17 protein-coding genes are annotated in these 25,290 nt (G+C 65.7%); 7 read left to right on the top strand and 10 right to left on the bottom strand.

All coding sequences use genetic code 11. The features are described 5' to 3' along the window. Positions 1-4: 4 nt before the first annotated feature. Together VGQ44_04145 and VGQ44_04140 are read right to left on the bottom strand one after the other, a co-directional pair. Positions 5-1,315: a cytochrome c peroxidase gene (locus VGQ44_04145; protein ID HEV8445979.1), complete on the bottom strand. Its 1,311-nt coding sequence runs from the start codon at positions 1,313-1,315 to the stop codon at positions 5-7. A gap of 225 nt (positions 1,316-1,540) precedes the next feature. Next, entirely contained in the window at positions 1,541-2,122 is a 582-nt protein-coding gene (locus tag VGQ44_04140) for an ECF-type sigma factor (GenBank protein HEV8445978.1), read from the bottom strand. Between the two features lie 202 nt (positions 2,123-2,324). On the opposite strand from VGQ44_04140, the gene VGQ44_04135 reads away from it, so the two are divergent. After that, entirely contained in the window at positions 2,325-3,266 is a 942-nt protein-coding gene (locus VGQ44_04135; GenBank protein ID HEV8445977.1) for a metalloregulator ArsR/SmtB family transcription factor, read from the top strand. A gap of 24 nt (positions 3,267-3,290) precedes the next feature. Continuing rightward, a complete protein-coding gene (gene ahcY, locus VGQ44_04130) occupies positions 3,291-4,775 on the top strand; it encodes an adenosylhomocysteinase (GenBank protein HEV8445976.1) in 1,485 nt (494 codons plus the stop codon). A gap of 195 nt (positions 4,776-4,970) precedes the next feature. On the opposite strand, the gene VGQ44_04125 is transcribed toward ahcY, so the two are convergent. The 5 genes from VGQ44_04125 to VGQ44_04105 all read right to left on the bottom strand — a co-directional run bounded on the left by VGQ44_04125 (position 4,971) and on the right by VGQ44_04105 (position 14,947). Next, positions 4,971-7,007, bottom strand: coding sequence for an enterotoxin (locus tag VGQ44_04125; GenBank protein HEV8445975.1), 2,037 nt, complete (start codon positions 7,005-7,007; stop codon positions 4,971-4,973). 51 nt (positions 7,008-7,058) lie between these two features. After that, the gene (locus VGQ44_04120) at positions 7,059-8,360 is read right to left on the bottom strand and encodes a galactokinase family protein (GenBank protein HEV8445974.1); all 1,302 of its coding nucleotides are present in this window, start codon (positions 8,358-8,360) and stop codon (positions 7,059-7,061) included. A gap of 44 nt (positions 8,361-8,404) precedes the next feature. Next, the gene (locus tag VGQ44_04115; protein ID HEV8445973.1) at positions 8,405-11,053 is read right to left on the bottom strand and encodes a sugar phosphate nucleotidyltransferase; all 2,649 of its coding nucleotides are present in this window, start codon (positions 11,051-11,053) and stop codon (positions 8,405-8,407) included. A 278-nt stretch (positions 11,054-11,331) separates the two neighbouring features. Continuing rightward, entirely contained in the window at positions 11,332-14,400 is a 3,069-nt protein-coding gene (locus VGQ44_04110; protein ID HEV8445972.1) for an aminotransferase class III-fold pyridoxal phosphate-dependent enzyme, read from the bottom strand. Continuing rightward, a complete protein-coding gene (locus tag VGQ44_04105; protein ID HEV8445971.1) occupies positions 14,384-14,947 on the bottom strand; it encodes a hypothetical protein in 564 nt (187 codons plus the stop codon). Before VGQ44_04105 ends, VGQ44_04110 begins: the two co-directional genes overlap by 17 nt. 39 nt (positions 14,948-14,986) lie before the next feature. On the opposite strand from VGQ44_04105, the gene VGQ44_04100 reads away from it, so the two are divergent. Beyond that, positions 14,987-15,544, top strand: coding sequence for a hypothetical protein (locus tag VGQ44_04100; GenBank protein HEV8445970.1), 558 nt, complete (start codon positions 14,987-14,989; stop codon positions 15,542-15,544). A 156-nt stretch (positions 15,545-15,700) separates the two neighbouring features. Here VGQ44_04100 and VGQ44_04095 read toward each other — a convergent pair whose 3' ends face one another. The 3 genes from VGQ44_04095 to VGQ44_04085 all read right to left on the bottom strand — a co-directional run bounded on the left by VGQ44_04095 (position 15,701) and on the right by VGQ44_04085 (position 20,493). After that, a complete protein-coding gene (locus tag VGQ44_04095) occupies positions 15,701-17,083 on the bottom strand; it encodes an amino acid permease (GenBank protein HEV8445969.1) in 1,383 nt (460 codons plus the stop codon). A gap of 412 nt (positions 17,084-17,495) precedes the next feature. Continuing rightward, on the bottom strand, positions 17,496-20,156 hold the full coding sequence (locus VGQ44_04090; protein ID HEV8445968.1) for an ABC transporter permease: 2,661 nt from the start codon (positions 20,154-20,156) through the stop codon (positions 17,496-17,498). Between the two features lie 10 nt (positions 20,157-20,166). Beyond that, the gene (locus tag VGQ44_04085; protein ID HEV8445967.1) at positions 20,167-20,493 is read right to left on the bottom strand and encodes a PadR family transcriptional regulator; all 327 of its coding nucleotides are present in this window, start codon (positions 20,491-20,493) and stop codon (positions 20,167-20,169) included. Positions 20,494-20,698: 205 nt separating this feature from the next. Between VGQ44_04085 and VGQ44_04080 the strand changes: the two genes are divergently transcribed. The 4 genes from VGQ44_04080 to VGQ44_04065 are packed head-to-tail and all read left to right on the top strand — an operon-like array spanning position 20,699 to position 25,095. Beyond that, positions 20,699-21,244 carry an RNA polymerase sigma factor gene (locus VGQ44_04080; protein ID HEV8445966.1) on the top strand — a complete coding sequence of 182 codons (546 nt, stop codon included), beginning with the start codon at positions 20,699-20,701 and terminating at the stop codon, positions 21,242-21,244. After that, on the top strand, positions 21,241-21,906 hold the full coding sequence (locus tag VGQ44_04075) for a hypothetical protein (GenBank protein ID HEV8445965.1): 666 nt from the start codon (positions 21,241-21,243) through the stop codon (positions 21,904-21,906). The genes VGQ44_04080 and VGQ44_04075 overlap by 4 nt, the downstream gene beginning before the upstream one ends. 10 nt (positions 21,907-21,916) lie before the next feature. Further along, positions 21,917-23,818: a HEAT repeat domain-containing protein gene (locus VGQ44_04070; GenBank protein HEV8445964.1), complete on the top strand. Its 1,902-nt coding sequence runs from the start codon at positions 21,917-21,919 to the stop codon at positions 23,816-23,818. Continuing rightward, entirely contained in the window at positions 23,815-25,095 is a 1,281-nt protein-coding gene (locus tag VGQ44_04065) for a HEAT repeat domain-containing protein (GenBank protein ID HEV8445963.1), read from the top strand. Before VGQ44_04070 ends, VGQ44_04065 begins: the two co-directional genes overlap by 4 nt. The last annotated feature ends 195 nt before the right edge of the window (positions 25,096-25,290 follow it).

Genomic DNA, 25,290 nt, shown 5'->3' with positions numbered 1-25,290 from the left:
CTCACTACGGCTTGTCGATAGGCAGCTTGCTCGGCACTCGGACCGGCGTTGAGCGCGACAAGTTGCGGGCCGCGGGATCGGTGAGAGCGCTCATGTAATCCATGAGCTGGTCGACCAAGTCGGGAGTCAACACGACGCCCGCGAGAAGCGGGTCGCGCTGCGCGAGAATGGCGGATTGGTTCGGCTGAAGCGTGCCTTGCAGCGCGGCTTCGAGCTGCGTCGGGTCGTAGTTCTGCAGTTTGAGATCGGACTGGCTGTAGTGCTCGACGAACGCGCGGAGCGTGACGATCGCGCCGTCGTGGCCGTACGGTCCGGTCAATTCCACGTTGCGCAGGGGCGTCGTACGGAAGAGGTACTTGTCGGCCGCGTTCCCGGTCACTCGCATGCGGCCGAAGTCGTCGTGCCCTGAGACTCCGTCGCCTTCGCCGGGTCCGATCTGCGCGACGGCAACGTCGTGGAACTCCTCGTCGCTGAACGTCGACCCATTGTGGCAGAGCGAGCACTTGAGCGTGAGAAAAGTCTGCGCGCCGGCGAGTTGCCGCGGCGTCAGCGCGTTGTCGTTGCCGGCGAGGAACCGATCCCACGGCGAGTTGTTGAACGTGAACTGATCGATGATGAAACCGGCGATCGCGTTCGATGCGTGCGCGAACGTCATATCCTCGAACTTCGTGCCGGGGTACGCCGCCTCGAACAATCCGCGGTATTCGCCGATCGCGCCGAGCCGCTTCATGATGCCCGCCCAGATACCTGGGAGATCGTTGTCGTCGATTTGGGCCAGCTCGTTGCTGTTCCCAAATGCGCGCATCTCGAATCGATTGGTCGGCGGGAACATCGGCTGCGCCGACAGCGCGCCGAACTCGAACACCTTCGCGATCTCGGGGGGGATCTGATTTCCGGCCGGTGTATGGAAGCCGCCCTGTGCATCGACCTCGACGCGTCCGTCCCAGAACAGATGCTTCATCGCGTGCAGGTTGAAGAGCGCGGGGCCATTGCGCGGAATGAAGCCCGTCGCGGGCGGCTCGCGCGTCGGCCCGAGGCCGGTGCCACCCTGGCCGACCGCCAAGCTCTTGTCATCGCCCGTGGAGAACGCCGGGAGGTGACATGTCATGCACGAGATGTCGCGATTACCGCTCAGAATCTTGTCGAACGCGAGCGCCTGGCCGAGCTTCGCGAGCGCAGGGCGGACGTGCGGCGCCGGAGGGAGGGGAACGATTCCACGCCCGGCGGCAAGCTGTCGAATCAGTTGCGGCGTGATGACGTCGGCCGAAGCGGCGTCGGGTCGCGCGGCGCTCGGTGCGGTCGGGGCTTCGGTCATTCTGTCGGAGCATGCGACCGGACCAAAAACGGCTGACAACAGTAACGCTCGCCTGCTCCACTGGAGGCGGTTCATCGGACTGTCCCCTCGGATCTTTTCGCGGCTTACTGCGGATGGGTCCCGGGCGCATCGACTTCGACGCGGCCCCTTGAGGGACATGCGCAAAAGCGCGAGGATTTCCGACACCGGCCCCCCGGAAGTGCGGTGGGGGGCCGGCTGATCCGGCTATTCGGTCGTCGAGTCCTCGCGCCCGGCGAGTTTTCGCGCCGTCGCCGACTCGAGCTCACGAAGGAGGAACAGGCGGGCCTTGAGCCAGTCCCGCTCGATCGTTCGCGCCGAGACCCGAAGCAGCTCCGATATCTCCTTCTCCGAGAAGCCGCCGAAGAATCGCAGTTCTACGATGCGACGCAGCCGCTCGTCGACCACGGCGAGCCGTCCGAGCGCTTCGTCCAGCGCGAGGATGTCGTCGAGCTGCATCTCCAGCGCGACGTCGCCTTCGCTGAGCGAGACACGCGTTGCATCGCCGCCTCGCTTCGTCGCCCCTCGGCGGCGGGCGAAATCGACGAGCACCTCGCGCATCGCTCGCGCGGCGGCGCCGAAGAAATGGGCTCGTCCCTCCCAATCCGCCTGGCCGTGAAGCTTGAGATAGGCCTCGTGAACGAGTTCCGTGGTCGACAGGGTCACGGCGTCGGCACCACGAAGGTGGTGGCGCGCCATCCGTTTCAGCTCCGCGTAGACGCGCCCATACAGCTCTGGATCGGTCGCCGGCTGATCGTCCTTCGAGAGGCTCACAATAGAGTATGACAACGGAGGCGTGTGGGTGGCCGGGTCGGACATCACAGCATGAGTGCCACAAATCAGGTCGTTAGTTCCGGTCTGCGTCTCTCCGTTGAGCAGTTGCGGTTTGGCGGCTCTTGATAAGTGACTCAAGTCGCTATAAAGCAGCCACTTAACGCATGCGTTGACGGATCGAACGAGTCGTTATACGTTTCATCCGGATAGACGGATAATGAGTTCCGGACCCAACGTACTCGAACAGCTTTCCATCCTCGCCGACCCCACCCGGAGCCGGGTGTTGCTGCTGCTCGAGCGGCACGAGCTCACCGTCGGAGAGCTGTGCACGATTCTGCAGTTGCCGCAGTCGACGGTGAGCCGGCATCTCAAGCTGCTCGCCGATGACGGCTGGCTGGTCTCGCGCGGCGAGGGCACGAGCCGGTTCTATCGAATGCTCGGCGACCGTCTCGATGAATCCACAAAGTCGCTCTGGTCGGTCGTGCGCGGGCAAATCTCCGCCGGCGCCGGCTCGCGGCAGGATGAGCGGCGCGCCGAGGGCGTTCTCGCCAAGCGGCGCGACAAAGCGATCGTGTTCTTTCGCGACTCGTCGAAGCTGTGGGACGTGATGCGCTCGGAGATGATCGGCGAGCGCGCCGACCTGCTTGCGTTGCTCCATCTGCTCGACGAGAGCTGGGTCGTGGGCGACCTGGGCTGCGGAACGGGGCACGTCGCCGAAGCGCTCGCGCCGTGCGTCGCGAAGGTCGTCGCCGTGGACGAGTCGGGCCCGATGCTCGAGTCCGCACGCACGCGACTCGCGTCGCACGACAACGTCGAGCTGCGCGTCGGCACGATCGAATCGCTGCCGATCGACGATGGCGCGCTCGATGCGGCGATTCTGTTTCTCGTCGCGCACTTCGTCACCGACCCGGCGCGCGCGATGGCGGAGGTTCGGCGCGTACTTCGGCCCGGTGGACGGCTGCTGGTCGTGGACCTCATGTCGCACGACCGCGTCGACTACGTCGTGCAGCTCGGACACGTCTGGCAGGGGTTCGACGGAGCGCAGATGATCGCATGGCTCGAAGGTGCCGGTTTCGCGAACTGCCGCTATCAACCGCTTCCTGTCGCGCCGGAAGCGAAAGGTCCCACGCTGTTCGTGGCCACAGGCCGCAAGCAATGACAAATCACTCTCGAGGAATCTGAAATGGGCGTCGCCGAGTTGACCGAGAAGCAGCGGGAGCAAGCCACCGATCGTCCGCCGTTCAAGGTGGCCGACCTTTCGCTCGCCGAGTTCGGGCGCAAGGAAATCCGCCTCGCCGAGCAGGAAATGCCCGGCCTGATGTCGATCCGCGAGGAGTACAAGGGCAAGAAGCCGCTCGCTGGCGCGCGCATCATGGGCTCGCTGCACATGACGGTGCAGACCGCCGTCCTCATCGAAACGCTCGTCGACCTCGGCGCCGACGTGCGTTGGGTGTCGTGCAACATTTTCTCGACGCAAGACCACGCCGCGGCCGCTGTCGCCGTCGGCCGAACGGGCACCGTGATCCAGCCCGCCGGCACGCCGGTCTTTGCCTGGAAAGGCGAGACGCTGGAGGAGTACTGGTGGTGCACCGAACAAGCACTCATGTGGCCCGATGGCGGCGGCCCCAACATGCTGCTCGACGACGGCGGCGATGCGACGCTCCTCGTGCACAAAGGCGTCGAATATGAGAAGGCCGGTCGCGTGCCCGACTTCGATCCTGGCAAGGATCCCGAAGAGTGGGGCGTGATTCTCGACTTGCTTCGTACTGAACAGCGGAAGAATCCCGGCCGCTGGACGAAGGTTGCCGCCGCCATCAAGGGCGTGACCGAGGAGACCACGACCGGGGTCCACCGTCTCTACGAAATGATGAAGGCGGGCACGCTGCTGTTCCCGGCGATCAACGTCAACGACTCGGTGACGAAGTCGAAGTTCGACAACATCTACGGGTGTCGGCACTCCGTCATTGATGGACTGAATCGCGCGACCGACGTGATGATCGCCGGCAAGCTCGCCGTGGTCTGCGGTTACGGCGAAGTCGGCAAGGGCTGCGCCGAAGCGCTACGCGGGCAAGGCGCGCGCGTCGTGATTACCGAGATCGATCCGATCTGCGCGCTCCAGGCGTGCATGGCCGGCTACCAGGTCGTGACGCTCGACGACGTCGTCTCGACCGCCGACATCTTCATCACCGCGACCGGCAACTTCGACATCATCACCGCCGCCCACATGGGCCGCATGAAGGACAAGGCGATCGTCGGCAACATCGGCCACTTCGACAACGAAATCGACATGGCCGGCTTGAAGAAGGTGGCGGGCATCAAGCGAATCAACATCAAGCCGCAGTACGACGAATGGGCGTTTCCCGACGGCCATTCCGTAATGATCCTCGCCGAGGGACGCCTGATGAACCTCGGCTGCGCGACCGGTCACCCGAGCTTCGTCATGTCGTCGAGCTTCACGAATCAGGTGATGGCGCAGATCGAGTTGTTCGGCAACACCGCGAAGTACAAGAAAGAGGTGTACGTGCTGCCGAAGTGGTTGGACGAAAAGGTGGCACGGTTACACCTCGGCAAGCTCGGCGCTCGGCTGACCACTCTGAGCAAGGATCAGGCGGAGTACATCGGAGTGAACGTCGACGGCCCGTATAAGCCGGATCACTACCGATACTAGGGACCTTTGCTTGGACCTTCTGTCAGGCGAGCTCGTGGAACTGCTTTACCGCAGAGAGACGCAGAGAACAACCAGTCCATGTCGCGCACCAAGCCGGAATTTTGGGCAGACAGGCGGCGGCGTAGCTCAGGCGTCTTGGCTGTCTCCGCGTCCTCTGCGTCCCTGCCATGAGGCAGTTGCAGGTACAGCGCTCGATCAACGTGGCACGAATTCGATCGTCAGCACCTCGAACGGCGCTAGAGATATTCGCTGCTCTTCCCCCGCCCGAAAGGCTCGCGGCACGTCGCGCCCCACGAACGGGTTGCGTGCGGCGTAGCCGGTCGGCGCACGGGACGGCAACTCCAAGTCCCGCCCAAGTTCGATTCCGATCGTCCGCGGCCGCTCGCTCGGGTTTCTCACCGTGACGATACCCTTCTTCTCCGACCAAGCCGCCCAGCCATAGGGCTCGAGTCGCAGCGGATCGCCGCCGATCCAGTGCGTGTCGAACAGGGTATCCGCGTTCGCGCGCGACCACTTCGCGTGCTCGGCAATCGCATCCCAATTCTCCTTCGAGAGAAGCGCGGGCGTGATGTACATCTCTTGCAGCTGGGTGCCGTTGCCGAAGTACGCGTGAACCTCGTTGGCGAAGTCGTTGCCTGGGTCGGTGTTCAGATTGTGCGCCGATTTGGCGTAGATCAGACCGTGCAGCATCAATGAGCTGAGCGGGAAGAGCGCGCCGGCTCGGACGACGTGGTCGTACGTGTCCGCGTCGCGATACGTGATCCATCGTTGGCGGCTCGAGCCCACTCCGGCGAATGAATGATCTTCGCCCCCACGCCAAATCGAATCGGCCCAGCGAAGCCAGAACGGCGACGGATACGTTCCGGTCGTGAGGTTCACGTACAAGTCCGGCTTCTCCGCTCGCAGCTCGGCGATCAAATGGATCGCCGCATCGAAGTCGCTGTCGAACGCGCTGCCCGGCGCCGTGCTTGCGGCGTTTCCCGTGCCATCGAACTTGAACTGATTCACGCCGTACCGGCGGATCATGTCCATGCACGTGTCGCGAAAGCGCTGATAGTACACGGGCCCCGAGAGCGCGAACCCGCGGTCGTTCGTCTCGAAACCCTGCTGTTTGCCGAATGCGACACGGTCGTCGTGCGGTTTGCCGTAGCCGCCCCAGGGCGACATCCATACGCCCGGCGCCGAGCCAAACTTGTGCGTCGCGTCGCGCACGGCGCTGAATCCGTTTGGAAATCCGGAATTGAACCGCCAGAGCGTCGTTGGGTCGTCCCAACCGTCGTCGAACAGGAACGAATCGAGCGCAACGCCGCGCTGTTCGTGGAGCTCCGTCCCGAACGCGTTCACCGCGCCGAGCGCGTCCGACTCGCTGAACTTCGAGAAGTAGCCGATGTCGTACCAGGAGTTGTAGTGCAGGAACGTGCGATAGGGATGCGCGCGCTCGCGTTCGACATAGGCGAGAAAGTCGCGTCGGAGCTGGCCGCTGCGCGTCACGCCGACGACCGAGCTGACCTCGAGCGTCGTGCCCGGCTTGAGTGGCAGCGTGCGCGGCATTCGGCAGCGCACGCGGTCGCCGTCCACTCCGTTGTTCGCGAGCGGATGCTCGAATGCGTAGTACGCGTCGTCGACGACGATCGGCGAGCCGTGCACCGTGCCGCTCACCCACGTTCGTGGGGCGGTGAAGTCGAAGAGGGTGACGTCGCGCAGCGGCACTTCGCCGGAGAGCGCCCGCACCGACAACTCCTGCCGCACGTACGTCGAGCCGTCGCGCAGCACGCCGCGCCAACCGACCTCGAGCCGGCCCTCGGGGTCGCGGAGCGTGACCACGACACTGTTCCCCGGCAGGCGCTCCGATTTTCTCGACGCCGATGCGTTTGCCGAAAGCGTCTCCGTGCGCGCGTCACCGACGATTCGAAACGCGCTCGATGGAAGCACGGTCGCCGTCGGCCCGGCACCGAGCGTCAGCGTGAACAACTCGCTCGAGACGGGAAGATCGGCGCGGTTCAGCCGGTCGGTCAGCTTCGCCGGATGCAGCGAATTGTTGGCGAGACTCCACGTCGCGATGATCGACTCGTTGCCGAGCGTCAGCACGCGATCCTGCAGCCGCGCGCTCGATCTGAGCGCGTTCGCACCGGCGAATGGAATCATGGCATCGATGCTCTCGCCGGCGCGCAGAATGCCCGCACCAAGCGCGAGACGCCCGCTTCGATCGAGAAACTCTCGGCGTGATATCATGCGGATAAGGTGCACGGCGGCCCGTCGCGCGGAAGTACCGCGGCGGCGGCGTTAGATGCGCGTCGCCGCGGGCCCGGCTCTCGTGACGAAGAACGACGCCTTTGCCGCCGCGGACGGAAAACGCTCCTTGTACCGCTCCGACCACTGCGCCTTGAACGGCAGCGCCTCCGCCGACGGAACGAGCGCCCAAACGGCGCCGCCAAATCCCGCGCCGAACGCCGACGCGGCCGTGGCGCCCATGTTCCGTGCGTCGCGCACCAGCCGGATCGTCTCCTCGATTTGGTTCTTGAGCAGACGTTCGGCGCCCGCTTGCGACCGATCCACCAGATCGCCAAGCGCAGAAAGATCGCCGCGAAGCAACGCGTCGCCAGACCCCGGAATCAACTCCGCGCTCTCGTGCACGAATTGCTCGAGGCGTTCGCGCAGCTCTGCGTCGCAATCCGACGCCATCGCGAGCAGGCGCGCGGCGCCGTCCGGCGACGACGCGAGGGCGTCGCCGAGCGTGGCGTCGCCTCGTCCCGTCGTTTCGCGCCACCGCGCCGCCAACTCCTGCGTCGACCGCGACAGCCGATTGTAGGCCTCGCGCGCGCCGCCGATCTTTTCGGCCACCACGCCGCACGATGCGAGGACCAGCTCGTGGTCCTTCGGCAGCGGAACCTGCCGCTCGAATCGTACGGGGCAGAACGAGTATTGGATCAACGCGTCGGGCCGAGCGCAGAGGATCGCCGTGTGGTCTTCACTGCCCCCGAACGTTCCCACGCCTGTGTCGCCCGCGAACGCCTCGAAGGCGTAACCATTCTCGACCGCGCCGAGATATCCAGCGAGAACGTCAGTTCTGGGAAAGACTCTCTGATAGAGATCGCGCGACGCGAGTCCGTTGACGTCGGCCAGCGCCAGGAAGGTCGCCACGACCAACGCGCTCGAGCTGCTCATGCCCGATGCCGCCGGGAGGTCGCTCGCGAACGCGATGTCGGCGCCGACCAGCGACTCGGCCTCGCCGAAATCGCGCGCGATCCGGCGCGCGACGGTGAACGGATACGTCGACCAATGTCCATCGGTCGCGCGCACGTAGGGATCGACCGTGCCTTCGACAACCTCGCCAATCCGCGCGTCGGCGATCCGCAGCCGACGGTCTGAGCGCGGTAGCGCGACGATACAGATGCCCCGCTCGATCGCGCAGAGCAGACTGCGGCCGCCCGCGTAGTCCGTGTGCTTTCCCAGAAACTCCACACGGCCGGGGACCCAGAACGCCCGCGCCGAATTGGAGCCGCGTTCGCGGGCGCGGAGCGTGGCCAGCGCCGCCTCCGCGTTCTGGAACAACGCCACCTTTGCTTCGACGGCCTCTTCGCTCAAGCCGATGGCGCGAAACCGGGCGGCAGCGGGCGGCGGGCGTTCGGTCAGAGGCGCACCGCCACATCGCGAAGCCGCTCGGCGACTTTCGAGACGTCGGAGCGACGCGACAGGTCGAGGACCGACGCGTCGGCCGCAATCATCTCGAAGCGTTCGCCGAGGACGTCGATGGCGTATTGAATCGCGTGCGGCAGCTCGAGCTCGTCGCGCGACGACGGCGGCACGTCGCGACACGCCCGAAAGATCTTGGAATCGAGCCGCCAACAGTTCATGCTCACCGGTGAGTCGCTCCGAGCCGATGCCGTCGCCGCGTCCGGCTTCTCGACGATGCGCCGAAGAACGCCGCCCTCGACGTCGAGCACGGCGTACGACGCGATTCGATTGGCGGGAATGTCGCCGGTGCGAAGCAGCCCGCCGCGCGAGAACGCCACGCCCGCCGGTCCACTCGCGGTGCGAAGTCGAGTCAGGAGGTCGGTCGGATAGTAGTTATCGGCGTTGACCACGACGAACGGCTCGCCGCCGACAAACTCCTCCGCCGCGAGCACCGCGTCCGCGGTGCCAAGGGGTTTTGCCTGCACCGCGAACTGAACCTGAAGCCGCGTCGGGATCGCCGCGCGCGCGTAGCGGTCGGACATCTCGGTGTGTTGCGGAGCGACGACGAGGCAGACGTCCGTGAACCCGGCGTCGGCGAGTCCGCTCAGCACGTAGTCGAGGAACGGCCGGCCGACCGGAATCATCGCCTTCGCGCCCGCGTCCGCGACGGCGGCTTGTTCGGTCGACAGCCGAGCTCCGTCGTCGGACTCGCGCATTCGGTTTCCCAGTCCGCGCGCGAGAATGACGGCCTTGGTACATGGCCGCTTGGCCGCGACCGACGACGTCTCGCTTCCTCCTAGTTCCGGCTCGCTCGCCCACGTTTTCCTCACGACGTTCACGAGCACGACTCCACTGACGACGAACAGCACCGCCCAGACGAACGTGTGACCCATTCGTCCGTAGATCAGACTCCCGGTCCCGAACAGACCCGCGTACACGAACGTGACGCCGGCGGTCCATCCGAGCAGCATCTGCGGAAAGCTGTCGCTCGACGGCGGCAGGTTCGATTCGGCGCGAATCGTATTCCAACCGGGCCCCGCCGGTCGCGTCAGCTCGTAGAACCTCACGAGCGACGCGCGATCCGCCGGCTCGGTGAGCATCGTGACGGCGATCCACACGACCGTCGTCACGGCGACGGTGATGAGCAGCGGCGCCGGGTCGGCGATCGCGTAGCCTTCCTTCTTCGCGACGAAAAAACCGAACGCGACGAGGAAGGACGACACCATCGCCGAGATCTCGCTCCACGCGTTGATGCGCCACCAGAACCACCGGAGCAGGTAGATGAGCCCCGTCCCCGCGCCGATCGACAGCAACAACTGAAACGCTTCGCTCGCCGTCGACAGCGCGAGCGTGAACGCACCGGCGGCGATCATGAGAAACGCCGTCAGCGCCCGCGACATCCAGAGGTAGTGACGCTCCGACTTGCCGCGCCCAATGAAGCGCTGATAGAAATCGATGATGAGATACGACGAGCCCCAGTTGAGGTGTGTTTCCATCGTCGAGCGATAGGCGGCGAAGAGCGACGCGATGAGAAGTCCCTTCATGCCGACCGGCAGCAGCGTGAGCATCGCCGGATAAGCGAGGTCGTTCCCGATGAGCGCCGGGTCCACGTGCGGCAGGGCGCGCTGGATGTCGGTCAGCGAGGGAAAGACGAGCATCGAACAGAGCGCGACGATGATCCACGGCCACGGCCGGAGCGCGTAGTGCGCGACGTTGAACCAGAGCGTCGCACCCATCGCGTGCCGCTCGTTCTTCGACGCCAGGATGCGTTGCGCGATGTAGCTCCCGCCGCCCGGCTCGGCGCCGGGATACCACACCGACCACCACTGCACGGTGAGCGGAATGACGAGCACCGTGAGCGTGAGCGACGTGTCGTTGAAATCGGGAAGGAGCGACAGCGTGCGCGGGTCGATCTTGCTCAGCATCGCCGACAGCCCGCCCACGGCCGGCTGCCGCAGCGCGACGATCGCCGCGCCGATCACCCCGACCATCGCCAGGGCGAACTGCACGATGTCCGTCGCCAGCACGCCCCACAACCCGGCCACCGACGCGAAGATCACGCATGCCGTGCCGGCCACGACGATCGTCTCGACGCGCCCCCAACCGAGCATCACGTTCGCGATCTTGACGGCGGCCAGGGTGACCGTCGACATGATCATGATGTTGAAGAAGAGACCGAGGTACACGGCGCGAAATCCGCGCACGACCGCGGCCGGCTTCCCCGAATACCGAAGCTCGTAGAACTCGAGATCCGTGAGCACGCGCGAGCGTCGCCAGAGCTGCGCATAGAAGAAGACGGTCGCCATGCCGGTGAGCAGAAACGCCCACCATACCCAGTTGTACGACACGCCGTGCGATCGCACGAAGTCCGTCACGAGATTCGGCGTATCCGTGCTGAACGTCGTCGCCACCATCGACGTTCCCACCAACCACCATGGTGCCGACTGGCCCGACGCGAAGAACTCCGCCGTGCTCGACCCCGCCCGCTTGAGGTAGAACATCGCGGGGAGATAGCACAGCACGAGACTGATGCCGACGACGTACCAGTCGAGTGTCGTGAGTTGGGTCAGATCGAGCTCTTGTGAGGTTCGAGTTGACTGCAACCGCAACCGCAACTGAAATGCAACTACTTACCGCAGAGCACGCAGAGCACGACCCCGAGCAAGCTACTTGGCGCAACGACCCGAGATGCTTTGGTTAAAGCCGCTCGGGAAGCCTAGTTCTGTCGGCGCGGATTTCCCGGCACGCGTAGCCTCGCGGGCGGCCCCAAAAAGAATCCGGCTCGTTTGCGGAGAGGACCCAAGTCCCTAGCCGTTCTCTGCGTTCTCGCGTTCTCCGCGTCTCCGCGGTGAGCAGTTAAGTGGTTCAGCAGTCGTGCTGTTCAACTAAGCTCGCCGAGCGACCTGTCCAAAGCCTCCGCAAGCAACTCGGCGTCCTCTACGTCAAACGGCATTGGCGGCCGGATCTTGATCACGTTGTGGTACGGTCCGTCGGTCCCGAGCAGGATGCCCTTCTCTTTCATTCGGTTCGCCACGAACGACGCCTCTTCGCCGGCGGGCTCGCGTGTATGACGGTCTTTCACCAGCTCGACGCCCAAGAAGAGCCCGGATCCGCGGACGTCGCCGATGATTTCGTATCGGTCGGCGAGCGGCCGCAACCGATCGAGTAGGTGCGCCCCGACGCGTAGCGCGTGCGCCTGGAGCTTCTCGATGCGCACCGTGTCCAGCACGGCGAGTCCGACCGCACATGAAACGGTATTGCCGCCGAACGTGCTGAAGTACTCCATCCCATTGTCGAATGCGTCGGCGATGGCGCGCGTCGTCGCGATCGCTCCAATCGGATGCCCGTTGCCGAGCGGCTTTCCCATCACGACGATGTCGGGCATGACATGTTGATCCTCGAACGCCCAGAAGCTCGTGCCCATTCGTCCGAGACCAGTCTGCACCTCGTCCGCAATGCAAACCCCGCCGCCCGCACGCACGTGCGCGTACGCCGACTCGAGATATCGCGGCGGGGGAATCAGCTGGCCACCGACACTCGGACAGGTCTCCGCGATGAACGCGGCGACGCCGCGGCCGGACGCAGTCAGGTCATCGACGATCGCGCCGACGTGCGACGCGTACTTCGCACCCGCGTCGGGATCGCCGCGCCGATACAGGCCGCGATAGTCGTCGGGCACCGGCGCCACGTGAACCCAGTCCGGCGCTCCTGTCCCACCCGGGCCAGCATGCTTGTATGGACTGATGTCGATCAGCGACGTCGTATTGCCGTGGTACGCGGCCTCCAGGACGATCGTGTCCTTCCGCCCGGTCGCGGCGCGCGCCAGGCGCAGTGCGAGCTCGTTCCCCTCGCTGGCCGAGCTGACGAAATAGCACACCTCCAGTTCGCGCGGCATCGTCGCGAGCAGGGCCTCGGCGTATCGCTCGAGCAGGTCGGTCAGATAGCGCGTGTTCGTGTTCAGCACGCGCATCTGTCTTTCCGCGGCTTCTACCACCCGCGGATGACAGTGACCCACGTGCGGAACGTTGTTGTACGCGTCTACGTAGCGACGCCCGTCGCGGTCGAACAGGTACTGCATCCATCCGCGGATCACTTCGACCGGCTCGCGATACGAAAGACTAAGGTTCCCGCCGAGCGACTTCTCTCTCGCCGTGAGCGATTCTCGCCGCGCCCGTTCCACCGGCGGGAATCGATCCGCCGGAACGCGAACGATGAGGTTCGGATCGGGGCAGAGCGAAGTCCACACCGTCCGCTGCGTCGGCCGCGCGACCCCTGGGAAGTCGGTCCCAAGCTCCAGCAAATCGGTGATCACCTGCAAGTGCAAATGCGGCGTCCATCCGCCGTTCACGTTCGCGGCGCCGAGTGTCGCGATGCGATCGCCGGCTTTCACTCGCTTGCCCACCGCGAGACCCTCGAGCGACTCACGGCTCAAGTGGCCGTAGAGCGTGAAGAACTCGGTTCCGTCGTCGGTACGGTGCCGCAGGATGATCACCGGACCGTAGTCCTGGTTCATCCCGTTGTCCTTGAACGCCGCGATCTCGCCGTCGAGCGGCGCGAACACCGGCGTTCCCGCGTCGGCGAACAGGTCGAGCCCGATGTGGATCGTGCGGTGTTCGTCGGTGGGGCGCGGGCCGAGTGCGAACGCCGGCGCGACGTAGAGCAGCCGCGGCTCGTCGTATCGACCGATCGACACTCGAACTTCCGCTTCGCGCATCACATCGAACACGTGCCGCGTGAGCACCGGCTCGACGTTTCCGCCCTCGGCGGCCGAAAGCATCGGGCTCGAGACGCTCAAGTCGAGCACGATCGACGGCTGTGTCCGCGCGTCGATCGCGAGCACAGATGGAAAAGCCGCGCGCCCGCGAAGAAACTCGACGACGCGCGCGTGGTGCGGTGCGGGCTCCATCCCCGCGGCTTCCCGAACGACAGCCGTCGCGAGGCCGAACGGGATTTTCGCGAGACGCGGCAGCGTGCGCGCGATCGCCGCCTGGCTCACGCCGAGGTAGTCGTGATCGGGCTGGGCGCCGAGCTGCGACGCCGCGATGGACGCGCTTCCGCACAACCGCATCGTCGCGAGGCCGAACACAGCAGCCAATTCGTTTTCGTTGAGCCGCACCGCCTCTCTGAATCCGCGTACGAGCCGCGCGGCGACGGCGAGCGGATCCGCCGCGTCGAGCATCAGGTACGCCATGGCGATCGCCAGATCGGCGACGCGGTAGCTGTACACCATGTCGCCGAAGTCGACGATGCCGGTCACTTGTTGGCCGCGCGACTCGACGTCGGCGTCGCCTCCGACGAGGATGTTGTAGTCGTTCGGATCGCCGTGCACGACGCCGCGCGGCAGTCGGTCCAGGAGCGGCACCGTGTAGCGGTCGAAGCGATCGACGAGCGCATCGATTGCCCCGGCGAGCGCAGCGTCCGCGAGCATCGACCGATTGTTCGAGACCGTCGCGCGAGCGTTCGCGATGTCCCAGTAAAAATCGCGATGCACGGCGGGATGATCGAAATCGGCGAGTGCCGCGTCGATCGCGCCGAGTTGGCGGCCAAGCTCCTCGAAGAGCCGCCGCGATCGGTAGCGAGCCTGTGCGAGCGGCCGGCCCGGCAGATAGCTCACCGCCCAAGCCAGATGGGAGCGTCCGTCATCGCCACGAACGTCAAAGAGTGAGTCTCCGTGCCGCGCGACGAACACGCGCGGAGTCGTCGACACTGTGCGCGCGAGGTGGGCGAGCGCGGCCTGCTGCGCCTCCAGGATCCCCCGTTCTTCGGCCGCGCTCGCGACCTTGAGCACCGCCGAAGGCTCGCCGCCGGCGACGATCAGAAAATTCTGGTCCCGCTCACTCGGTAGCGGAGTGGCTCGGCCGTCGATCCCGAAATGCGTCCGCGCGACTCCCGCGGCGGTGTCGGGTGACAGCGCGGGGGACTCGCGCAGCAGACTATCGCTTGTCGCCACGGACTTCCTTGGGGATTCGGCCCTCGCGTGCGGCGCGCCAAGTATCGCCGGAGCGCAGGACTTGATACGCGCGCTCGAATCGCAGCGGCGTGGTGTACCCCGACGACGCGTTGTCGTAGTTCTGCGCGAAGAGATAGACCTCGACCGTGTCACCCGCCATCGCGAAGACCGGCGAAAACCGGACGATGTAGCCGGGGAGCGCGGCGGCGCACTTTACCGTCTTGCGAGAGGCCGTGATCGCCGGCTGACAGACTCCTTTGATCGATCCGAGCCGCCGCATTTCGGTCTCGACGGCCTCGGGCCACGTGTCGGCTGCCGCGAGCCCCACCGTGCGAGGTAACCCGCGTCGATCGAGCAGCAGCGACTGATTTGGGTCATTGAGGTCGAACGCGGCACGAGCCGCCGCGTCGTACACGCGGCCCTGAGCCTCCGGCGAAAGCGTGGCGACCGAGAGGCCGTGACCCCTCAAAACGGCCGAATCGTCACCACCGCATCCGCTCGCGACGTGCGCGGCGAGAGCGATGGCGACGATTCGAATTGGGTGCATCCCGGGAAATTAGCGCCCGCCAGGTCTCCGGAAATCCCGGTGATCGTCGTTCCGGTGGGCGTCGTTCCTATGATCGTCGTTTCGATGGTCGCTCCAACGACGATCCGCGTCGCGGTTGCGGTCGTGGTTGTCACGATCGCGAATCGCCTGCGCATGGAGCCGAGCCTCTTCAGCCTCGCGAGCACGGATCTGCTGCTGGCGGAGGATCTCACGCTGCTGCGCCATCTGGAACTCACGCTCGCGTTCGATCTGCAGCTGACGCTCGCGCGCGATCTCGATCTCACGCTGCCGGCGGATCTCGTCCTGGTAGATCCGATCGTTGTTGTAGTAGCCGTTGTTTCCGTACGCGCCCGGACCATAGATGAGGTGCGCGTTCACCGGCAGACGCCTCGCCGCGACTTCGCAATTCATCGGCGCAGGCTGACGGCCCGGTGGAACGCCATCGATCCAGATCCTGCACATGCCGGCAGGCGGCATCTGACCCGGCGGAACCCTGAAGATTCCCTGGGCCAGCATCGGGGTCGCGAAGGCAAGAGCGCCCGCGGCCGTCAAAAGGTGGAGTTTGCGCATTGCTTCTCCTTTGGTGGGTTGAGCTGAAGTCGCTCGCGCTACCAAAAGGCATGGACGGTGCCGAGTCGGCCATGCCGCGTAAATGCCGTACTTATAATGGTTTACGCTGAAGCAGGCTCGAGTGACCCGCCTCACATCGTCCGATAGGCGCGAAGATTTCGTCCTCCAGGGAGGACGTCTCGCTCAGGCTGGTTTGGGCGGCGCGATTCGCCGCGCCCAGAACCAATAGACCGCGACGCCTATCAGCAGTATGCCCACGCCGATCCCGGCATTCTCGGGATACTGAATGATCGTCGACGCGGATATCGCCCAGCACGCCAACACGAAAACCATGGTGGTCGCTGGATGGCCGGGGACGCGAAGTCCGCCGACTCTTGGCTCGTTCGCTCGACCCTCCCGCGCGCGAAAAACGAGAAGCGACGCCCCGGTCAGTCCGAAAAACAACACGTCGATCGACACGACGTAGTTGAGGATCTGATCGTATTTCCCAGCGAGCGCGATCACCATCGCCCAGATCCCCTGCACCACGATCGCGACGACCGGAACGCGAGAGCGAGGATCCAGCTTCGCCACCGCCCTGAAGAACACCCCATCGCGCGCCATCGCGAAATAGACGCGAGGGGCCGTCAGCACACCCTGGCTGAGAAACCCGACCGTCGAGATCGCGATACCGAGCGCGATGAGCCGCGCGCCGCGCTCGCCGAGTGCCGACCTCAATACCATCGACGCCGGCGTCGACGTCGCCGCGAGCCCGTCCATGCCGAGCACGCGCAAACAAACGATCGTGACCGCGAGGTAGAGCGCGATCACACCGATCACGCCGATCAATAACCCGCGCGGCAGATCGCGGCGCGAGTCGCGCATCTCACCGCTCACGAAGCTCGCCGTCTGCCAACCGCCATACGCGAACAACACCGGCACCATGGCCGCCCCGAAGCCGGCGAGACCACCCGTGCCGTTTGGAAGCGACGCGGATGCCAGGCTCGCCGCTGGCGCCGCGAACATGAAGCCGACGACGATCAGCAGCCCGATCGCCGCGAGCTTAGTGATCATCAGGGCCGACTGCACGTTGCTGCCGGCGCGCACGCCGAAACAATTCACCAACGTCAGAAGGCCGAGCGCAATCGCGGCGATCGCTTGCTCCGGGATCGCCCACCCGGTCAGCTCGCGCGTGTAGCGGCCGAAGATGATCGCCGACCCGGCCATCCCGCCCGTCTGAATCACGAGCAGCAGCGTCCATCCATATAGGAACGCGACGATCGGATGGTACGCATCGCGGAGATATGCGTATTGTCCCCCGACACCCGGGCGCAGCCTCGCCAGCTCGCCGTAAACAAACGCGCCGATCAGCGCGATCATGCCCCCGGCGACCCACGCGCCGATGACGAGCAACGGCGTGTGCACCGCACGCGCGACCACGCTCGGGTTCACGAAAATCCCCGAGCCGATGATCCCGCCCATCACGATCATCGTCGCGTCGAACGCGCCCAGACGCCGAGCGAGCGTCGGCTCGGCGCCGGTTCTTTCCGTCGCCGGAATCTCGACGTCGGTGAGCGGCTCGGTCATGGGGCGCGAGGATACGCGTGAGACCCCGCTCGGTCAACCAGGACTCCGGATCGCGGCCACTCGGCGCCCGCGCCCTGATGCGCCGAACAGACCCCGAGCGTCAGCCGGCCCAAGGCAGCTGGGACATGACAGACTCGGGACGCCAGGGCATGGGCTTCTCCGCGTGAAGCCCATAACGTGCAGCCCGACTGACCGATCATCCCGGTCACGACTTACCAAACATCCCGGTCTGTACCTCTCTTCGGTTCAGGGCCCGCTCGGGCCGGGGCTAGAGGAGCTTCCCCTCTGAGCCGACCGCCGTATGGCGAGGGCTGGTCTGACGTCAGATGTCCGAATTCAGACGTCCGACGTCCCACAGGAACGTGGCCTGCTCGGCGCGACAGCCGCGAATGGCTGCGCGCCGTTTGCTCTCCTATTCCGCCTGCAACGCCACCGCCGGATCCACCTTCGTCGCCCTCTTCGCCGGCACGATCGTCGCCGACACGGCGGCTACGCCAAGCACGATCGACACGAGCGCCAAAGTCACCGGATCGCGCGCTCCGATTCCGTAGAGCATCCCGGCGACGAATCTCCCGAGGAGCAGCGACGACGCGATGCCGATCGTCACTCCGGCGGCCGCCATCCACGCACCGTGACGAACCACGAGCATCACGAGACTTCGCGTTTGCGCGCCGAGTGCCACGCGGATGCCGAGCTCGCGCGTGCGCTGTGCGACGGAGTAGCTCACGACGCCGTACACACCGATCAGCGCGAGCACGAGCGTCGCCGCGGCGAACGCGCCGATGAGCAGCAGCGGGAATCGACGCATGAAGACCGAAGACGAATTCGTGATCAACTGATCCATCGCCATCGGGTTGACCACTCCGGCGCCGGGAGCCGTTTCCTCGACGATCCGCGTCAGCTCGCGCGCCAACTCGCCGACGTCGCGTTGTGACCGGATCGCGATGCTCATGTACGTCTCTGGATCTTGAGCAAACGGAACGTAGAGCGTTGGCGGAATGTGTTCGTCGATATTGCCGATCGGAACGTCGCCGACCTGGCCGACGATGTGAATCGTGTCGCGTCCGCCGCCCATCACGACCGACTGCCCGATTGCGTTTCCGTTCTTGAAGTAGGCCTCGGCGAACGCGCGATTCACGATGCCCGCGGGCGGCGCATTGGCGACGCCGTCGCCCGCGCCGAAATCACGTCCATGCGAAAGGGGAATCTCGAGCGCGGAGAAGTAGCCCGGGCTAGACGTCCGATAGCTCGCCGTCGGTTCCTTCCCTGGCTCGGTCGGCGCCTGTCCGACGATGTCGAAGCCGACGCTGTTCCCCCAATCGAGCGGGAGTTTCGTGACCAGACCGGCGGCGTCCACGCCGGGCAGCGCGCGCGCTCGGCTGACGATTTGGTCGAAGGTCGCGACGCGCAGCTCCGGCTTCACGTAGTTCGCGTCAGGCAAGAACACGCCCGCGATCGTCAGATGCTCGGCCTGAAAGCCGAGCTGGATCGACATGAGCTTGACGAGGCTGCGTCCGAAGAGCGCGGCGCCCGACATCAATACCATCGTGAGCGCGACTTCGCCGACGACCAGCGCGTCGCGCACCGCTCCGGCCCGCGCGCTGCCGCGCACGCCCTGTTTCAGCACCTCCGCCATCTGCGGACGCGCTTCGCGCAGCGCGGGCACGAGGCCGAACAACACGCCGGCGACGACCGAGATGAGGCAACTGTAGATCGCCACCGGACCGTTGACACCGACGTCGGCCAGCGCAGGCGGCCGTTGCCCAGGCGGAATGACGCCGACGAGCGTGTGGATCCCGTAGTGCGCGACGACCAGCCCCGCCGCACCCCCCAGCACCGCGAGCAGCAGGCTCTCCGTCATCAGTTGGCGCACGAGCCGCCCGCGCCCCGCGCCGAGCGCGATGCGGACCGCGACCTCTCGGCGGCGATCGGCGCCGCGCATCAGCAGCAGGTTCGCGACGTTCGCGCACGCGACGAGCAGCATCACAGCGACAGCGCCGTATAGAAGCACCACGAGTGGCCGCACCGAACCGATGAGCTGATCGCGCAGCGCGATCACTTGGGCGTCACGCCCGTTGTTCGTCGGTGGATACTCGCGCGCGAGCTGTCCCATTATCGCCGACATGTTCAGAGACGCAGTGCGAAGCGTGACACCATCCTTGAGTCGAGCGACGATGTTGAGCCAGTGCATGCCGCGCTGTTGCCGCGAGCGGTCGAGTCGATCGATCGGCGCCCAGATCGAGACGTTCCCCACGCGGGCGAATTGAAAATCCTTCGGCAACACGCCGATGATCGTCGCGTTCGTCCCGTCGAGCGTGATCGTGCGGCCGATGACCGATCGATCACCCGCGAAGCCGCGTTGCCAGAAGCCGTAGCCGAGCAGCACACGACGCGGTGCACCGACGGCGTCTTCGCCCTCGGCGAATGTCCGCCCGAGCTCGGCGTGCACACCGAGCACGTCGAAGAAGTTCGCTGTCGTTTTGCCGGCGCGGACGATCTGTGGGTGTTCGGCGCCGTACACGAACGCACCGGCGTAGTAGCCGGCCATATCGGAGAACGATCGGTTCCGCGCGCGCCAATCGAGATAGTCCGGGTACGACGCCTCCGACCGGTTGTCGACTCTCGACTGGTAGACTTCCCAGAGGTGAACCAGCCGGTCGGGCCGTGAGAACGGAAGCGGTTTGATCAGCACCGCTTCGACGACGCTGAAGATCGCCGCGTTGGCGCCGATCCCGAGCGCGAGGGTGAGCAGCACCGCGGCCGCAAATCCCGGACGCTTGCGCAGCGAGCGCGCCGCGAACTTGATGTCTTGACCGACCGAGGCGATCCACTCGGTCGCGGCGAATTTTCTGACGCGGCGCCGGTCCATCGACGCCAGCTCCGCGCGGGCGGCTTTCACGTCGCCGAATTCTCTGACGGCCAACTCACGCGCGTCGTCCGCCGACATTCCTCGTGCGACGAGGTCGTCGATGCGCTGCTCCAGATGGAACCGCATCTCGTCGTCGACGTCGCGCTGAACGGTTCGACGGGTCGCTTCGTGGTGGAAGAGCTTTTTGGGCGTGTCGTCGGTCATGGAAACGTCCTCACGCGATTCGCAGGATCTTGAACACCGCGTTGGCGTACTCCGTCCAGTCCGCTGACCGCTGCTTGAGCTGCCCCCGCCCGGCCGCGGTCAACTGGTAGTACTTCGCTTTCCGATTGTTCTCGGAGAGCCCCCACTTCGACTCGACGAGCCGCCTCTCTTCCAGCCGGTGGAGGGCGACGTAAAGGGCTCGATCCTCGACGTTGATCGTCCCATCGCTCGTCGCCTTGATCCACTGCGCGACCGCATAGCCATGGCGTGGGCCCCAAGACAGGGTCTTGAGAACCAGGGTGTCGAGCGTACCCTGGAGGAGGTCGAGATCAGCCACTTTCAAGTCCCCGGAAAGGTTCCGGGGAGATTAGACCCGGCGACGGTCAAAAAGGTTTGCACCGGCTACCGGTCCACCGGTCCACCGGTCCACCTGTCCACCTGTCCACCTGTCCATGCGCCCCATCGAACGCTTTCCCAACACCTTGCATCTAAGCATGCAACACGTGACCAGACCGGCCGTTGCCTTACAGACCGCCCACCGGGTGAGCGAACCCGAACTGATCGCTCGGGTCCTCGCCGGAGACCGGATCGCAGCGCGCGAGCTCTATGACGCGCACTCGCCCCGGGTATTCCGGCTCGCCTTCCGGTTGACCGGAGACGCCGACCTGGCTCGCGAGTTCACGCAGGACACGTTCGTGCGCGCCTTCAGTCAGCTGGCCCGCTTTCGCGGGGACTCGGCGCTCTCCACCTGGCTACATCGAGTCACCGTCACAGTCGTGGCGAACGCGATGCGAAAGGTGAAGCGGTTCAGGGAACGGGAGACGTCGCTCGAGGACGTCCATCCGTTCGCCGGTTCGGACTCGGGTGTCGACCCCGTGCTTCGCGACCGACTGCACCGCGCGATCGATGCCCTGCCGGAGATCTACCGCACGACAGTCATCATGCACGACATCGAGGGCTACACCCACACCGAGATCGCCGAAGTCCTCGGCGTGGCCGAAGGAACCTGCAAGAGCCGGCTGTCGCAGGCCCGCGCGCAACTTCGCGCCGCGCTCAGCGACCTGGCACCCGGAGAGTTGGAATCATGAAGGAAGATCGATTCGAAGCACTCATGCGCGACGCCGCGCGAACGTATCGCAAACCGCCTCAGCCCGATCTCGACGGCATGTGGTCCGAGATCGAGCGTGAAACTTGGGGCGTGGTCGCGACGACGAAGCCGGCTCGCATCGAGGCGCGATGGCTCGGAACGCGCGCATCGGGTTGGCTCGCCGCGGCTACGCTGGTGATCGGTATTGGATTGGGCCGCGCGTCCACGATGATGAAGCACGACGCTGCACCTGCGAAGCAGTCGGAAGTCGCGATGGCGAGCGTCTCACCGGTTCGGCAGTCGGACACCGCGTTCGACGCGCCCTACAACGTCGAGACGTCGCAGTACCTCGGCCAGACCGCGGCGCTGTTGATCGCGCTGCCGTCCGAGACGCGCTCCGGGCACCCGGACGACAAGTTCGTCGGCCGGGCCGCCGAGCTGCTGACGCGCACGCGGTTGCTGCTGGACTCGCCGGCCGCGAACGATACGCAGATGCGCGCCCTGCTCGAGGATCTCGAGTTGGTGCTCGCGCAGGTCGTCCGGCTTCAGAACGGACAGAATGGGCAGGATCGCACGGAGCTGGACCTCATCAACCGCGCGCTCGAACAGCGCGACGTCATCCCGCGGCTGCGTACGGCGGTCGCTGACATTTCTGCGAATTAGGAGAAGAGCGATGAAACGGATCACGCTCGCCTTTGTTGCGCTCACTGCCGGATCGGTCGTCGGCCTGGCCCAGGAGCCGCCGACACCACCCACACCGCCGGCGAGACCGGTGCCGGCGCCCGCGCCGTCCCCCGTGTCACCGGTTCCACCGACCGCGCCGGTCCCGGCACCGCGCGCTGTGCGAATCCCGAGAGATCTCGACTACGACATCGATCGGGACTATGAGCGAGAGATCGCGCGACACGCGGCGGACGTAGCGCGAGAAGCCGCGCGCATCGACCAGGATCAGGCGCGGGAGATCGCGCGCCAAGCGCAGGAAGCGGCCCGCCAGGCGGTTCGCATCGACCAGGACAACATCCGCGAGATCGCTCGCGTCAACGCCGAGCGCTTCTCACGAGACTTTGCGGCGGCGCCGATGGCGCTCTCCACGCCGTACATTTCGTCTCCGCGGGCGATCGCTCCGATGGCGCCGATGGCTCCAATCGTGACTCCGGCTCCATTCGTCACTTTCGGTGGTCGCGATTTCACGGATCGATCGGTGCCCGCGCCGTGGGTGCAGGGTGACCCGGCGGACTCCGTTTATCGTATCGCCCGCGAGGCGCTCAACAACGGCGATTACGGCCGTGCGGCGCGGATGTTCAATGAGGTCGTGCAGAAGTACGCCTCGAAGTCGCAGCTGACGGACGCCTCGCAGTACTACGAGGCACTCGCTCGGTACAAGATCGGCACGACCGACGAGCTCCATCAATCGGCGAAGATTCTCAAGCCGATGGTCGCCAAGTTGCCCCCGCGCGCCACGAACACGACGAATTCGGGCGAAGTTTCCAATGCGGTCCGCGTCGGCATTGGCCAGGGCTGTGGCGGCTACGGTTGCACGATGGTCTACAACACACGCAACGGTTTCGGCGATTCCGAGGTGGCCACGCTCTACATTCGCGTGAACGGCGCGCTCGCTCAGCGTGGCGATGCGGAAGCGCAGCAGGAGCTCAACCGCGTGGCTCCGTCCATCGGATCGCCGTGCGACCGCGAGGACACCGAAGTCAAGGTCGAGATCCTCAACAACATCGCGCGGATGGACGCCCCGACCTGGCTGCCGGCCATCAAGAGGGTGCTCGAGCGCAAGGACGACTGTTCGGTCTCGCTCCGTCGGGCAGCCGTGTTCGTACTCGGCGGCAAGTCCGAAGCCGACGTGGCGCCGCTCCTGATCGCGACGGCGAAGTCCGATCCGAGTATCGACGTGCGCATCTCGGCGATCAACTTCCTGGGCCGCCTGCCCGGTGACGCCGGCCTCGCTACGCTCGACGACCTGCTCAAGAACGATCCGGACGAGCGCATTCAGCGCGCTGTGATCCGTGCGCTCAACTCGAGCGACAACCCGAAGGCTCGTTCGGGCATGCGCACTCTGATCGACCGCAAGGACGCGCCGTTGAATCTCCGGATCGAAGCGATCAACAGCTTCAGCTCCGACCGCGCCACGACCGACGACGCGGCGTATCTGCGCGGGCTCTATCCCAGAGCCGAGAACGATCAGATGAAGGAAGCAATTCTGAACACCCTGTCTCGCATCGGCGGCACGGACAACGACGTATTCGTCCTATCGGTCGCCAAGAACTCCAACGAGTCGAGCCGCACCCGCTCTGCCGCGCTCTCGCGTCTCTCGCGTTCTCCGACGGTCACGACCGCGGACCTGGCGAAGATCTACGACGCCGCCGAGAGCTACGATGTCCGCTCGCGCATCGTCCAGATCCTGGGCAGCCGCAGGGATTCGGAGTCAGCCGACAAGCTGATCGACATCGCGAAGACCAGCACCGTGCCGCAAATCAAGAAGGAAGCCGTTCAGGCGATCATTCGCCGCAACGATCCCCGGGCCACGCAGCTTCTCAATGACATGATCGAAGGGAAGAAGCCATGAGATCAAACATCTTCGCTCTCGCAGCACTCGTTGCCGCGCCCGCTCTCGCCGGCGCGCAGGGTGGCGCCCTCGCGGCACGCGTCGACGCCGCACCCGACGGACGAGTGCAGTTCAACTTCCCCGCCCGCGCCGGCGTCTGCGGCAATGGCCGCAGCTGGATCCAGACGGGGCCGAACAGCTACAGCGGCAATTTCTACGGCGACAACTGGCGCCTGGAGCCGTGCGTCCCCGGACCGGTGCGCGTCGTCGTCGATCGCGCGGACAAGCTTCCACTCTCGGTGCAGACGTACGTCGGTCCGGCCGACTCGACGCTGCGCGGCGTGACCGACCTCGGTCACGTCAGCGGGCAAGCGGCCGCCGACTATCTGCTCTCGCTTTCGGGGAAGAGTGACGGCCGAGTCGGACGCGACGCGATCATGCCGGCGATGCTCGCCGACAGCGCCAACACCTCCGTGCTGCTCGTCGCGATCGCCAAGAACGGCGCGCTCCCGCGCGAGACGCGCCGCCAGGCTCTCTCGTACCTGGGCCGCTCGACCGACGGCATGCAGACGATTCCCGCCGCCGTCACTGAACCGATCCTCGGCATCGTGAAAGACGAGAGCGACAATCAGTCGGTCCGCCAACAAGGGCTCGCCGTGCTCGGTCGCCTCGACCATGGCGCCGGCATCGAGCCGTTGATCCAACTGTCGCAGCAGAACCAGAGCACGTGGCTGGCGAAAGAGTCGATGTCCGCGCTCGCGCGCTCCGGCGATCCGCGCGCCCGTCAATATCTGCGCACCGCCGTCAAGCGCACGGACCTCCCCGACGAGGTGCTCACCGTCGCGCTCCGGGCGCTGGGCCAGGACTTCGCGACCGCGCAGGACGCCGCCCTGCTCCGCCAAGTGTACCCGACGCTCTCCAGCGATCGGACGCGCGAAGCGGTGTTCAACTCGCTGTCCGAGATGGGTGGCTCGGAGAACACGAGGTGGCTGCTCGCGCTCGCCCAAAACGGCGACACGCCGATCCAGACGCGCCGCCGCGCCGTCGACGCCGCCAGCCGCGCCGGCGCGCCGATCGCCGAGCTGATTCACATCTACGACACGACCACCGATCCGAACATGAAGGAGACGCTGATCAACGTCTACATGCGCAGCGGCGACAAGGCCGCCGTCGACAAGCTGCTCACGATCGTGAAGGGCGAAGAGAACATCACCGTCCGCCGCCGCGCCATCTCGCAGCTCTCGCGCTCCGACGACCCGCGCATCAAAGCCGCGCTTCAGGATATCGTGATGAAGTAACGGGGCCGGTGGGCCGGCCAGTCGGTGGGCCGGAACAAGAAGCTGGGCATGGAGGGCGGTCTCCGCGGGGGGAACCGCCCTTTGTGTTTGCGCCGCTAACGCGGCGGGTGGAACGAGTGCGGAGGCGGGGTGCGGAGACGTGGCACGTGTGAGGCGCAGGAGGGCGGAGTCGAATCAAGACCCGCCCCCGCCCCC

The organism is Gemmatimonadaceae bacterium (assembly GCA_036003045.1).
Taxonomy (GTDB): domain Bacteria; phylum Gemmatimonadota; class Gemmatimonadetes; order Gemmatimonadales; family Gemmatimonadaceae; genus JAQBQB01.
The sequence above is the reverse complement of the archived record's forward strand: the minus strand, read 5'-3'. Positions and strand labels throughout refer to the sequence as shown.